This is a genomic window from Pseudohalioglobus lutimaris (assembly GCF_002866825.1).
Lineage (GTDB): Bacteria > Pseudomonadota > Gammaproteobacteria > Pseudomonadales > Halieaceae > Halioglobus > Halioglobus lutimaris.
In genome coordinates this window covers 223,301-236,094 of record NZ_PKUS01000002.1, presented here as the reverse complement: position 1 = coordinate 236,094, position 12,794 = coordinate 223,301, and the positions used below count along the sequence as shown (strand labels likewise).

The window sequence follows — 12,794 nt, the reverse complement described above, 5'->3', positions numbered from 1 at the left end:
AGTATCTTAACAATATATTATACAAAAGAGTTTCCCGGCCTCAGTATGCCGGCATCGGGGTTCTGTGACACATCGCGAATGGAGGATACGCATGACGGATTTTCACGGTGGCTGGTTGTTACCATTAGTTTACGTTACCGGTTTTATGCTCGCGTGCATCAGGCCGAACGACTACTGGAAGACGGCGCGATTGACGGCATGCACCGGTCTGCTTGTGACTGTCGCGATGGTCTTGCTGGCGCTGTTCTGGTCGCGGTTTGCGCCGCTCGGGGTGGACGCCCTGGGGCTGACGGTGGCGTTACTGGTGGCGTTACTGGGTTGGGTCATCATCAATTACTCGTCCCGCTACCTCAATGGCGAGCCCAATCAGGCGCGATTCGTGCGCGCCATGCTGTTTACCCTTGCCGCCGTGGCCGTATTGGTAGTCAGTCACCATCTCCTTGTTATCGTGCTGTCATGGACCGGCACTAGTTTGGGCCTGCATTACCTGCTGACTTTCTATCACGAACGCAAAGCCGCCCAGGTTGTGGCGCACAAGAAGTTCCTGGTGAGCCGCTTTGCCGAAGTTTGCCTGGTGATTGCATTGCTTCTTGTGTACCAGGCCGCAGGCACGCTGTCCCTGGGCGGCCTCAACGAATACCTTTCCAAGCTGGATGCGCTCCCTGCGTCCCTGCAGTGGGCCGCACTGCTATTCGCTTTTGCCGCTGTCCTCAAGACAGCGCAGCTGCCGTTGCACGGTTGGCTGATTCAGGTTATGGAGGCTCCGACACCGGTATCCGCTTTACTGCATGCGGGAGTGGTGAACATGGGGGGCTTTGTCCTGATAAGGCTGGCAGACCTGATTTCCCTGGCGCCGGTTGCGCAGGGGGTACTTGTTTTAGTGGGCAGTCTTACCGCGGTGCTTGCGGGACTGGTGATGCTGACCCGGATCAGTATCAAGGTCCGCCTCGCCTGGTCTACCTGTGCGCAGATGGGCTTCATGCTGATGGAAATCGGGCTGGGCCTTTACGAACTGGCGTTGCTCCACCTGGTGGCGCACTCGCTATACAAGGCGCATGCTTTCCTGAGCGCGGGAGAGACGGTGCGCATTGCTCGCAGCAATGACTTTCTGTCTCCCGAAAGCGCCCCGCGCGCCCCGGTCTGGTACCTGGCGGCCCTTGGTCTCAGCGCTGTGCTGGTGACGGCTTCAGCCGCTGTTTGGCAGCTGTTCCTACCTTCCCTGGGCGTTCCCCCGGTGGCCCTGCTGATCGTGTCACTGGGCCTGGCCTCCCTGTTGTGGATGGAACAGTACGGTGCACGCGCGATGCTGCTGCGAGGCTGTGTACAGATTCTGGCACTGACCCAGCTCTACCTGCTCTGGCATGCATTGTTTGCAGGGCTGGCCCCGGCGCCTGCTGAGGTGGGGTCGCCGCTGGTAGCCTGGGTGATGCTGAGTTTTGCGGTGCTCTATGGCACCCAGGTCTGGCTGCGCTGTTACCCCGGCGGTCGCTTTGCCAGGGCCTTCTATCCCTGGGCCTATTGCGGGTTCTATCTCGATGAAACCTATACGCGGCTCACTTTTAAGATCTGGCCGGTGAAACTGAGTCCCACCCAGGCGCAAACCCTGGCAATCCGAAAAACTGCCCTGCAAGGAGATTCGTTGTGAACGCAGCTGCCAAGCCTCTCTTATCCAACCTTGATCTGCTCCCCGAAGCGATTGCGTCGGCCATCGACAGTATCGCACCCAACTGGCCGTTGGATAGAATGATCGCGGTCAACCCTTACTGGGGACGTATTGACCAGCCCTTCGAAGACGTCGCAGCGTTACTGTCGCGTAGCGCTGGCTCGCCCATGACGCTGCCGCTGCTGGACTATCGCGAAGCCTGGCAGCGTGGGGAAATCAGCGAGCAGGACGTGCAGCGGGCGCTGGCAGAGAGTGATAGCGACCTGACCGTTGAGCAGCTGATCGACGCGCTTGAGGCGCCGCAGCCAGCACCGGTCTTACTGCCCTTGTTGAGCGATCTGCTGGACCGCAAGCGCGACCTGCAACAGCAGCCAGCCTGGTGTGACACCATCACCCACCAGATTTCCCAGTTCTGTGCCGCCTATTTTGATCGTGAACAGGCCGTTTGGCACCCGGATCAGGCTGGCCGTCTCTATGCCAGTTGGCGCAGTGCGCTGCACAGTGATCACAGTGTGGCCCTGCTGATGCGGGCCCCGCACATCCCGGCCAAAGCCACCGCGCTTGCGGAGGACCCGCAGCAGCAGATACTCGACGCGCTGGTGCAACTTGCTGTGCCGGAAAGTGAGTGGCCAGCTTACCTGCAGGCGGTGTTGATGCGGGTGAGCGGTTGGGCTGCCTGGTGCGCGTACCTGCGCTGGCAGGCTCGCCTGGAAGGGGGTGATGATCAAACGCTAATCGACCTGCTCGCCATTCGCCTGAGCTGGGAGTCATTGCTGGACGACGGTGCCCGGGGAGACAACTCGCAGTGGGCTGCCTGGCAGGCGGACTGGCTGCAGCGCTCTGGCGAGGATTATTGCGGCGCGTTACAGATCCCGCTGTTGTGGCAGCGTGCCCATGAGCTTAGCTACCAGCGGGGTTTACGGCAGAAATTGCAGCTCCAGCCAGTGGTCGAAGTGACAGAGCAGCCTGCAGTGCAGGCCGCCTTCTGCATTGATGTTCGATCCGAAGTATTTCGCCGCCACCTGGAGGCCCAGTCACCTGACATTCAGACCCTCGGCTTCGCTGGCTTTTTTGGCCTGCCCATCAGCTATGCACCATTGGGCACAGCGGCAAGGCGGCCGCAGTTGCCCGGGCTGCTGGCCCCCGTCCTTGATATCACCGACAGCGCCGGAAATGCCGCCCGTGATGCTGAGATTGTCGAGAGCCGCACCCGCAGTTTGCGCTCAATGCTGGGCTGGCGTGTTTTTGAGTCTGTGCCGCTGTCGACTTTTACCCTGGTGGAATCACTGGGCCTGGGGTACCTGGGCAAGTTGGTTAAACGCAGTTTGCCCGGTGACGCCGCGCTCACCTCAGTGGATACCCTGGGTCTGGACGCCCGCCAGGCATATGACGTACAGCCTACGCTGGACACGGCCACTGCAGGTGGCGTCGAGGGTCAGGCTGACATAGCGGCGCGGGTTCTGGGCGGCATGGGGCTGGGTGAGTACGTCGCTCCCCTGGTGTTGCTGATTGGTCATGGCAGCCAGGCCCGCAATAACCCCCATCGCGCGGGACTCGACTGCGGTGCCTGTTGTGGGCAGACCGGTGAGGTCAATGCCCGGGCCCTGGCTGGTTTGTTGAATGATCCTGACGTACGCCAGAGACTGGTGGACAAGGGTGTGATCATTCCCCACAACACGCGCTTTGTTGCCGGATTACACAATACGACCACTGATGAAATTACCCTTTACGATCTGGATGACCTGACGGGTAGTCATGCGCGGGACCTGCAGCGCATCACCGCGCAGCTGGCTGCGGCCGGCGCATCTGCGCGGGAGGAGAGGGCGCCGGCACTGGGTCTTGATGCGTTGGTAGGCCAACCAGAGGCACTGCAACGCGCGCTGCGCGAACGCGCCAACGACTGGGCGCAGACGCGGCCTGAGTGGGGGCTGGCGAACAACGCTGCCTTTATTGTTGCGCCGCGCACCAGGACACGGGGTGTTGACCTGGAGGGGCGTAGCTTTCTTCATGACTATGATTATCGTAAGGACCCTGACGGCAGCCTGCTTGAGCTGATCATGACCGCGCCTATGATCGTCACCAACTGGATCAACATGCAGTATTTCGCCTCTACCGTGGATAACAAGCGTTTCGGTAGCGGAAACAAGACGCTGCACAACGTGACCGGTGGACGCATAGGGGTGTTCGAGGGTAATGGGGGTGACCTGCGCATCGGGTTGCCCTGGCAGTCACTACACGATGGCGATCACTGGATGCATACGCCCTTGCGGCTGACGGTGGTGATTGACGCACCGCAGGCGGCGATCGACACAGTGATTGCCAATCACCAGATGGTGCAGCAATTGCTTGATAACCGCTGGCTCTACCTGATGCGGCTGGAAGGCGAACAGATGGAATGCTATCGCGAGGGCAGCTGGCAACGATGGGAGGCCCGGCGAGCTGGGTGATGACAAGCCCGGCCCGGTTTCGAAGGCTTAGTGACAGGTACGTACCTGATCCCTGGGTGCCCCGTCACACCTGCATGCCAGGTACCAACCATGGGACTACCACGATAGCGGGCCCGGCCAGGGTTTTACCCTCCCCCACAGCATTCACTATGCAACGACGACCTTTGTCGTTAAAGTGTAGCGAAAATCGGGGTGTTGGATAACGAATGCATATAAGGAAGAGAGTTCTGGTAACCGGAGGCGCGGGTTTTCTTGGCTCCCACCTCTGCCGGGCGTTGCTTGGTCGTGGTCACGACGTGCTCTGCCTGGACAACTACTACACGGGCACGCGCGACAATATCGCAGATCTGTTACTCAACCCGCATTTTGAGCTGATGCGTCATGACGTGACGTTTCCGCTGTATGTCGAGGTAGATGAGATCTATAACCTGGCATGTCCTGCTTCGCCCGTGCATTATCAGCATGACCCCGTGCAAACCACCAAAACCAGTGTGCATGGGGCGATAAATATGCTCGGTCTGGCCAAGCGCACCGGAGCAAAGATCCTACAGGCATCGACAAGCGAGGTGTATGGCGACCCTCAGGTGCATCCGCAAAAAGAAGATTACTGGGGCCATGTAAACCCTATCGGTTTTCGATCCTGCTATGACGAGGGCAAACGCTGCGCCGAGACTTTGTTTTTTGATTACTACCGTCAGCACGATTTACGCATAAAGGTAGCGAGAATTTTTAATACCTATGGGCCGAACATGCACCCTAATGATGGCAGGGTGGTGTCAAACTTCATTATGCAAGCGCTGGCGAATGAGCCCATTACAATCTATGGCGACGGAAGCCAGACCCGCTCTTTCTGCTACGTAGAAGACCTGGTCGATGGGCTCATGAAGTTAATGGACAGCGAAGACGGATTTACGGGGCCCGTTAACCTGGGTAATCCAGGTGAATTCACGATCAAACAACTTGCAGAGCGTATCATTGCTATTTCGGCCTCTTCATCGACGCTGGAGTACAAGCCGTTACCTGCAGATGATCCGTTGCAGCGACAGCCTGATATTGCTCTGGCAAAGGAACAACTGCAGTGGGCGCCAACGATCGCGCTGGATAAAGGGCTAGAATTGACAGTCGCCTACTTCAGTTCGCTTGCGTGATGCTCTCCTGAGAAAGCGCCAGACACTCGACAGGTAAGGGCTGGGTTTACAGGCTTCGAGAGTACTATGGTTGATCCTGGTTGATTTGTCTGCCTCCGAACGGTTACGCAGGCGCTTCCTGATTATGGGGGGCTCGCCCCATCCTGCGCCACCCCACCCCATACCATTCATACTACCGCGATTGCTGGCTCATTCTGGTTTTAAACAATAAGCCTGAAGTCCAGGCATTATTGTCTGGCGCCGGGTTTTGCCGCCGGGACTGTGCATCGAGACAGGGGTGGCTTTCCAGTCGAAGAAAATTCTACCGGGAGCGTCGATGTTGGTGATCGGGGTAGGTACACTATACCTGCGAGCCTTGAGTGGGTGGCAATGTCGCCCGCTCCATCGAGTTGACAGAACACAGTGACCGGCCATCCCCGGGTCACTAGGGAAAGCGCCAGATGATGAGCGAAACCTTCGAAGTCACTGTGGGCTGCGGGTGCTCATGGGGCCAGGGATGGGCAGACCTGGTTGGCAACCCCACTGGTAACAGGATATGTGTGAGCCATAGTGCGGAGAGGCGAGGCTTTTTCTGCTCCCAGGTTTTGATTGGTCGGAACTTTCAGGACAAGATGGCAAGAATCAAGCTTTAGTGCGCAGCGCGGTACTTGCCCGAATCTAGTTGTGGTAAATATGCCTTTTGGCAGAATCAAGGAGCGATTTCGAAACGGACATGCATAACTCTCCCGACAATCTGACGGCGAATTCGCCGGGACGCTCCGACACGCTGCAGTCAGCCATATTCGTGCTGGTATACCTGACCGCGGCTATAGCGATCATGCTCGAGTGGGGGAACGAACTCTTCCAGTCCTACTATATCGATGGCGTGGTTCTTGTATCTGCTGTCTACTTCGTGTTGCTGCTGTTACTCTCCAGCCACAGCCTGCGATTGTTTTATCTGCTGACCCCTGTTGTCGTGATCAGCGTGCCCAATGCGATCAATGATCTTCTGCCCGCCTATGCCATGGCCCCCCTGAGCGATTTAGGGGCAGCCCATTTCGCCTTTTTTACTCACATCGATCTTTATCTGTTGTTCGGGATCATCTTTCATGGTGCGCGCAGCGGAAGTGAGAGGCCGGGCGCGATCAACCCGATCTGGATGCTTGTAGTTCTGGCCGCTTATCTGGGCGGGTATCTGTATGCGATGTGGTCAGACCAACGCAGCCTGGGCGGTTTCGCCGTGTGGGCGTTTCAGTACCGCTATATTCTGCTGGCGATGGCTTTTGTCAGCCTGCCTTCCCTGCAGGGGCAGCGCGTATGGTTGATGCTATGGGGGCTCTACCTGGCGACACTGTTGAACATAGTCGAGTCGATTCTGTTTACAGAATTTCGGCTGGGCGGCCTGTCGGAGCACCGGTTGACCAGCGGGAACCTGGGGCATAATGCATTCGGTAATTATCTGGCCGCGGTGGCGATGGTCAGCTATGCACACTACTCTAGCGCCAGGCGGATGGAATCGCCGAATCAATGGGTACTCGCTATTTTTTTCCTGGTGTTTACCAGCGCGGCTTTCCTGACAGATACGCGCATGTCTGCACTCGCCCTGCTTGCCAGTCTGATCCTGTTTCACCTGGCGTTTTATCGCATTGTGCGACTGAGTGCCCTTGTGCCGGTGGTCGTGGCGATGTTTGTGTTGATGTCCCCGCTCGGTATCTCCAACCTGCAAAATGTTGGAGAATACGTGGGGGAGGTGTTGCCCAAGGTCGTTGACGAAGCGCAAAGAGCCAGCGTCAACGACGCCCCTGTAACCACCGAAACCGCCACCACGCAGACCCGTATGATTCTTTGGAGGGGCGCCTGGCAGATGATCCAGGAGAACCCGCTGTATGGTGTAGGTGCCGGTGAATGGAACTTCGTCAAGTCGCGTTACGCCATACACTGGGATACCATGCTCGATTCGCACAACGACTATCTTCACTATCTTGCGTGTTCGGGGTTGATTGTCGGATGTGTATTTATTCTTTTTCTGTATGCTACACCGTGGATAACAGCGCTGAAGCTGGCTTACCAGGACCGGATGCTGATGTTTCGGTATTGTCCTTTCCTGGTCTTTTCAATCACTTTGTCCATGTGCTCGTTGAGTAACTCCAACAGTCATAAACACCAGATATTCACGATGTTGGCCTTGTTTGCCATGATGGCCCTGAGATATCGCGCTGAAAACGTGGCGGAGGATCCCGGCTGGCGGTATTGCGCGGGTATAGGCGAGGGGAATGTGTCCGATGAATGACCTGTATGCACCGCGGCGTTTTCCGAAAAGGACTGATTAGCGACATGCGCCAAACCCAATGCCCTGTATGCAGCCTGGCCCCGAATGCAGAGGAGCAGGAACTCAGTCTGATCCTGTGCAGCCGTTGCGGAGTCACCTGGACGTTGATACTCCGGGAAGTAGACACTGCCGCTTTATACGCCGACGAAGTCTATGCAGTAGTGGACAATCGGGATTCTGCATTCGAGAAGATCATTATGCGAGAGGCGGGGTCTGTTCTTAAACAAGCAAGGCGCCTTCTGGCACCGGGTGCAAATCGACTACTGGATTTCGGCTGTGGCAAGGGGCAGTTTCTGTACCGGGCGGCGCAGGAAGGCTGGGTCGTCTCGGGCGTGGAGACGGCACCCGAGCGGGCCGAGTTCGCCAGAAACTGTTATGGCGTGGCTGTGCAGGAGGGGCTGTATACAGATGGCAAGCTCGATGGCGAGGGGTACGACCTGATTACCCTGAATCACGTGCTGGAACATCTGCCGCAGCCCGTCGCGCTGCTGGATAGGCTTCTGGTGAACAACCTCGCAGATGGCGGCGTCGTGATGCTCGAGGTGCCAAGGCTCGATTCCTGGCAATCGCGGCTCGCTGGTCGTCGGTGGATGCATCTGGATTTTCCCAAGCACCTGACGCACTGGACCCATGACACCCTGGCAAGCAAGATGAACGAGATCGGCTATGAGGTTATCGGGCAACGACGCTTCTCCGTGCATTTAGGGGTTCTGGGGATGTTGCAGGCCCTGGCCTCAAGAACCGGGTTCAATGACAACATTATCGTTGCGCTAAAGCACCGACGTACGCTGCCGCTGATGGCCCGAATCGCCATGCTGTTACCCCTGGCTTTTGCGCTTGAGGTACTGGCTATTCCTTTCGGCCGCACTGGCATTCTGGGGTTTTTTTTGCAAAAGAGCCCAGCTAAAGCGCAATGACCTGGCGAAGGGAAAAATGCGTTATCTTCATGGGCTATACTCCGAACAACGCGATCTCTATCGGCGCGTTGCTGGATCATTTTGCCGGCGCAGATCAGTATTGTTTTCTCAGCTGTGACAGGCGAATTGTGCATTACGCTGATCGTGTGGCGTGGCTGTCACCCAATATGCGCAATCGCTTCACCAAGTTTCTCGGCTTTTTGCTAGCCAGTCTGTACGCAAGAGTGCTTCTTCTCAGGTATCGACGGGTCTCCATCTGCCTTCCCCATCCGGACCACTTGCTGGGCAATTTTCTCTTTTTTCATCCGCAGGTTGATGAGCGCTGTATTTTCGAAGATGGAATTCTTAATTATTACGATGCGGTACTCACCGAGAATCAGTTACGAGGCATGATGTTTCGTCATCGCTTTGGTTGGCTTATTGGCCTGAAGTACACACTGTATGAGGGTTTCTTGAGCGGAATCGATGCCAGGCAATACGACCGGGCATTCGTAAGCTATCCCGAAAAGATGGTGAGACGAGAAAGCTATGGGGAGGTTTTCACGATTAATCGCTATCACCGCTCTGGGGAACAATGGAGATCATCGGGCGTGATACTGATGCTCGACCAGAATATTGAGTTACTGTTAGATGCAACTGATGCTGACAAGCTCAGGAAAAAAATGGCCAGAGTCGTGGAGCAGATTTCCGGCGAGGTGCTGATAAAACCCCATTACGATATGCGTAATCGTCAGGAGCCACCAACAGAAACATGGGTGGCCGCCGAGTATCGATCGCAGCCTGCAGAGTTGATTATCGATGAGATCAAGCCTAAAGCGGTAGTCAGTTTTTGCAGTTCGGCTCTGATTAACATTAAGGAGCTATACCCGGAGGTGCAATGCGTGGCGGTCGGAGCCAATTACCTGCCTGTACAGATTGATGGGGTGTCGAAAACTATTGCCGATATTTTTTCTGGTCTGGGTATTGAAGTGGTAGCAGTGGAAGGAAAAGTGTAGGCGGGTACGTCGAATAACCTGCGAGGTCTGTACACTGGATGAGGGTAAAAACCCGGCGGTGGAGCCTCCCGTCAACAAGCGTACTTGCATTAGCGTGCTTGCACGACCCAAGTGATATCATCTTGCTTCTAAGGTATTCGATAACGAGATAAATGGCGATGAACGGCGTTTTTTTTAGAGTGGACTCAGGCAGCCATATCGGCTCGGGCCACCTGAGGCGGTGCTTGTCGTTTGCGGATGCCCTGCATGAAGTTGGGTTCAGTGTTTCTTTCATTACCAAAGATCATTTCGGCTCGGCGATAGAGGAAATCCCTGAGTACATTTCCATTCATGTGATCCCAGGTGGTTTAAAGAAAGGGCAGGAAGTTGAAAAGGATAATTACTCCCAGTGGTTGGGCGGTAGCTGGGAGGATGATCTCAGGTCAACAAACGCCGTTCTTTCACAGTACTCGGAAGCTGGTTTAGTAGTGATAGACCACTACTCTCTGGGTTTGAGCTATGAGAAAGGTCTTCGCTGTGCAAAGTTGTTTGTGATAGATGACCTATCAGGCCGACCTCATTGCTGCGACTATTTTTTGGACCAGAATCTACCATCAAGCATGCGTACTCATCGCCTGCTCAGGCGAAACGCGTCGACCAGGACATATTTAGGGCCTCGCTACTCACTTCAGGACAAGAGCTTCTCCACTCTTCGCGCACGTATAGACCCGGATACAATTGGGGATAAAGCCATCGAGAAAATACTGGTCTTTTTCGGTGGCGGGGACATATGCAATAGCACGATAAACCTGGCGCGAGCCCTGAATGGCGATATGCTTGGCAAGTATGAATTTACTTTCGTTCTGGATCAGCGCCACGGAACGTTTCCAGAAATGACGAAATTTGTGAGCTCAAATCCACAGCGTTGCTCCCTCATATCCTTTACGTCAACGTTTTCCGAGTTGATGATGGAGCATGACTTTTTTATCGGTGCCGGTGGGTCGACGAGCTGGGAACGTGCCACATTGGGAATTCCGTCGGCGGTGATTTCCATGGCCGAAAATCAGGTAGGCATATGTGAGAGTCTGGGAAGGGAGGGCCTGGCCCACTATTTGGGCGCGGCTGAATCAGTGACTAAATCAGACTGGCTCAATCTCTTTAGCGACATCCTTTCTGACAGGTATCTTGTAAAAACCATGGCCCTCAAAGGCTTCGATCTGACTGATGGAACCGGGGCCATGAAGATAGCCCGTGATCTACGGAAGGCACTATGAACACAGTGATCTGTGCCAGTGGAGATTTAGGATTCAGCACGCTGGAGAATATCTCGTCCGAACTCAATATCCTGGCGGTTCTCACAGATAAAAATTCGCAATCTATCATCAATTGGGCTGGTGATAATGCTGTTCCGGTCTTCACTGGAAACCCCCGAAACGGCAGCTGCAGTGACTTTCTATCTGCCTTGGATGCTGTAGAGATACTGCTATCTATTAACTACTTGTTTATTATCGAAGAAGACCTTATTGGTCTGCCCAGCAAAGCGGCACTCAATATCCATGGGTCTCTCTTACCCAAATACCGCGGCAGAGCGCCGCATATTTGGGCAATCATCAACGGTGAAGAGCAGGTCGGAATCACGGTTCATCAGATTGATGTTGGTTGTGACACGGGAGGCATCCTGATTCAACGAGAAATCGCTGTAACCCCCATTACCACGGGGGGTGATTTGATCGAACAGTTCAGGCATTTGTATCCGGAATTGCTAAAGCAGGCCGTGGAATTAGTGAGAGATGATAGGTGTGTGTATATCGAGCAAAATGAGCAGGATAGTAGCTACTTTGGAAAGCGGTCCCCCGAAGACGGCCTGCTGGACTGGAATTGGAACAGGCAGCGAATTTATAACTGGGTAAGGGCGCTGACAAATCCCTACCCCGGTGCGTTCTGTTTATGGGCGGGTAGAAAAGTTTATTTGTGGAAAGCAGTTTTGGCAGATGAGAAAATTGATAATCAAACGTGTATTGGCCAGGTCGTTAAAAGCGACAATGGCAGTCTTTACGTGAAAGCCGCTGACGGTATCGTGAAGATACTGGAATACTCGATAGAGGATAACGGAATGCAATCCAAACAAACGATTCCAGTCGGAGTGATTCTGCGATGATCAAAGACGAGTTTACCATTGGTCAGTACCGTATCGGAGAGAATCATCCCCCATTCATAATCGCTGAAATGTCTGGCAATCACAATCAGTCGCTCGATAAAGCATTAAAAATTGTTGATGCCGCCGCCGATGCCGGTGCACATGCACTGAAGATTCAAACATACAAACCAGAGACGATGACATTAGACCTGGCAGAAGGTGATTTTTTTATTGATGATCCTGATAGTCTTTGGAAAAAAAGGAGTCTGTTCGAGTTGTATGGCGAAGCAATGACACCTTGGGAATGGCACGAACCAATAATGAAGCGATGTGAAGAAAAGGGCATTATCTTTTTCAGCACGCCTTTTGATGCTACAGCGGTGGATTTTCTGGAGGAATTAGACGTACCGTTTTACAAGATCGCGTCATTTGAAAATGTCGACTTGCCACTGATAAGAAGGGTTTCGCAGACAGGAAAGCCGGTTATCATTTCCACTGGTATGGCTACTGTGTCCGAAATATCCGAGGCCGTTAGCGAAGCCAGGGCTGCGGGCTGTGCGAGCCTCTGTCTGTTGAAATGTACCAGCGCTTATCCCGCAACGCCTAAAGACGCCAACTTACTTACGATTCCCAATATGAGAGAGACCTTTGGAGTCGAAGTAGGGCTGTCGGATCACACCATGGGTATCGGTGTTGCCATTGCCAGCGTCGCTTTCGGCGCTGCTGTCATAGAAAAGCACTTCACGATTGATAGAGCTGAAGGCGGAGTGGACTCTGCATTCTCAATGGAGCCTGCTGAATTTAAGATGTTAGTAGAAGAGTGTAAGACAGCGTGGGAGGCGAAAGGTGAAGTGTCTTATGCGTTAGAGGGCTCCGAAAGAGGTTCTATGATTTTTCGACGGTCTATTTATATCGCTGAGGATGTACAGCCTGGTGAGACTTTAACTGCCTCCAACATGCGGTGTATCAGGCCTGGGTACGGTCTTCCTCCCAAGTACTATGACCTTCTATTAGGCAGAAAGGTACGCAGACATCTTAAAAAGGGTACTCCCATAAGCTGGGATGTGCTCAGCTAACACTGCTCGTTACAGTGCGGCAGATTGATAGTCAGCGGAGCAATCCCTTTCACCTGCCAAAGTCGTATTTGAGCGAATGTCAGCACGACTGAAACCCGGAAAATGCCAACCGGGTCGGTGGGTG

At 54.5% G+C, this 12,794-nt stretch carries 9 protein-coding genes; all 9 read left to right on the top strand.

Going from position 1 to position 12,794, the window contains the following annotated elements; genetic code table 11:
* The first annotated feature begins 91 nt into the window (after window positions 1-91).
* Window positions 92-1,645 carry an NADH-quinone oxidoreductase subunit L gene (locus tag C0039_RS03335; protein ID WP_101517235.1) on the top strand — a complete coding sequence of 518 codons (1,554 nt, stop codon included), beginning with the start codon at window positions 92-94 and terminating at the stop codon, window positions 1,643-1,645.
* On the top strand, window positions 1,642-4,110 hold the full coding sequence (locus C0039_RS03330) for a YbcC family protein (protein ID WP_207796357.1): 2,469 nt from the start codon (window positions 1,642-1,644) through the stop codon (window positions 4,108-4,110). Before C0039_RS03335 ends, C0039_RS03330 begins: the two co-directional genes overlap by 4 nt.
* 206 nt (window positions 4,111-4,316) lie before the next feature.
* Window positions 4,317-5,258, top strand: a complete 942-nt coding sequence (locus C0039_RS03325) for a UDP-glucuronic acid decarboxylase family protein (RefSeq protein WP_101517234.1) — start codon at window positions 4,317-4,319, stop codon at window positions 5,256-5,258.
* 712 nt (window positions 5,259-5,970) lie between these two features.
* On the top strand, window positions 5,971-7,527 hold the full coding sequence (locus C0039_RS03320) for an O-antigen ligase family protein (RefSeq protein WP_101517233.1): 1,557 nt from the start codon (window positions 5,971-5,973) through the stop codon (window positions 7,525-7,527).
* A gap of 44 nt (window positions 7,528-7,571) precedes the next feature.
* Window positions 7,572-8,483: a class I SAM-dependent methyltransferase gene (locus tag C0039_RS03315; RefSeq protein WP_101517374.1), complete on the top strand. Its 912-nt coding sequence runs from the start codon at window positions 7,572-7,574 to the stop codon at window positions 8,481-8,483.
* Window positions 8,480-9,478: a polysialyltransferase family glycosyltransferase gene (locus C0039_RS03310; protein ID WP_101517232.1), complete on the top strand. Its 999-nt coding sequence runs from the start codon at window positions 8,480-8,482 to the stop codon at window positions 9,476-9,478. The genes C0039_RS03315 and C0039_RS03310 overlap by 4 nt, the downstream gene beginning before the upstream one ends.
* A gap of 152 nt (window positions 9,479-9,630) precedes the next feature.
* Window positions 9,631-10,731, top strand: coding sequence for a UDP-2,4-diacetamido-2,4,6-trideoxy-beta-L-altropyranose hydrolase (pseG, locus tag C0039_RS03305; protein WP_101517231.1), 1,101 nt, complete (start codon window positions 9,631-9,633; stop codon window positions 10,729-10,731).
* Window positions 10,728-11,615: a methionyl-tRNA formyltransferase gene (locus C0039_RS03300; protein ID WP_101517230.1), complete on the top strand. Its 888-nt coding sequence runs from the start codon at window positions 10,728-10,730 to the stop codon at window positions 11,613-11,615. Before pseG ends, C0039_RS03300 begins: the two co-directional genes overlap by 4 nt.
* Window positions 11,612-12,670: a pseudaminic acid synthase gene (gene pseI / locus C0039_RS03295; RefSeq protein WP_101517229.1), complete on the top strand. Its 1,059-nt coding sequence runs from the start codon at window positions 11,612-11,614 to the stop codon at window positions 12,668-12,670. Before C0039_RS03300 ends, pseI begins: the two co-directional genes overlap by 4 nt.
* The last annotated feature ends 124 nt before the right edge of the window (window positions 12,671-12,794 follow it).

What these genes read in the sequence shown, in the direction of transcription:
- C0039_RS03335 (WP_101517235.1), top strand. Translation starts at nt 92, where the DNA reads ATGACGGATTTTCACGGTGGCTGGTTGTTACCATTAGTTTACGTTACC.
- C0039_RS03300 (WP_101517230.1), top strand. Translation starts at nt 10,728, where the DNA reads ATGAACACAGTGATCTGTGCCAGTGGAGATTTAGGATTCAGCACGCTG.
- C0039_RS03325 (WP_101517234.1), top strand. Translation starts at nt 4,317, where the DNA reads ATGCATATAAGGAAGAGAGTTCTGGTAACCGGAGGCGCGGGTTTTCTT.
- pseI (WP_101517229.1), top strand. Translation starts at nt 11,612, where the DNA reads ATGATCAAAGACGAGTTTACCATTGGTCAGTACCGTATCGGAGAGAAT.
- pseG (WP_101517231.1), top strand. Translation starts at nt 9,631, where the DNA reads ATGGCGATGAACGGCGTTTTTTTTAGAGTGGACTCAGGCAGCCATATC.
- C0039_RS03315 (WP_101517374.1), top strand. Translation starts at nt 7,572, where the DNA reads ATGCGCCAAACCCAATGCCCTGTATGCAGCCTGGCCCCGAATGCAGAG.
- C0039_RS03310 (WP_101517232.1), top strand. Translation starts at nt 8,480, where the DNA reads ATGACCTGGCGAAGGGAAAAATGCGTTATCTTCATGGGCTATACTCCG.
- C0039_RS03320 (WP_101517233.1), top strand. Translation starts at nt 5,971, where the DNA reads ATGCATAACTCTCCCGACAATCTGACGGCGAATTCGCCGGGACGCTCC.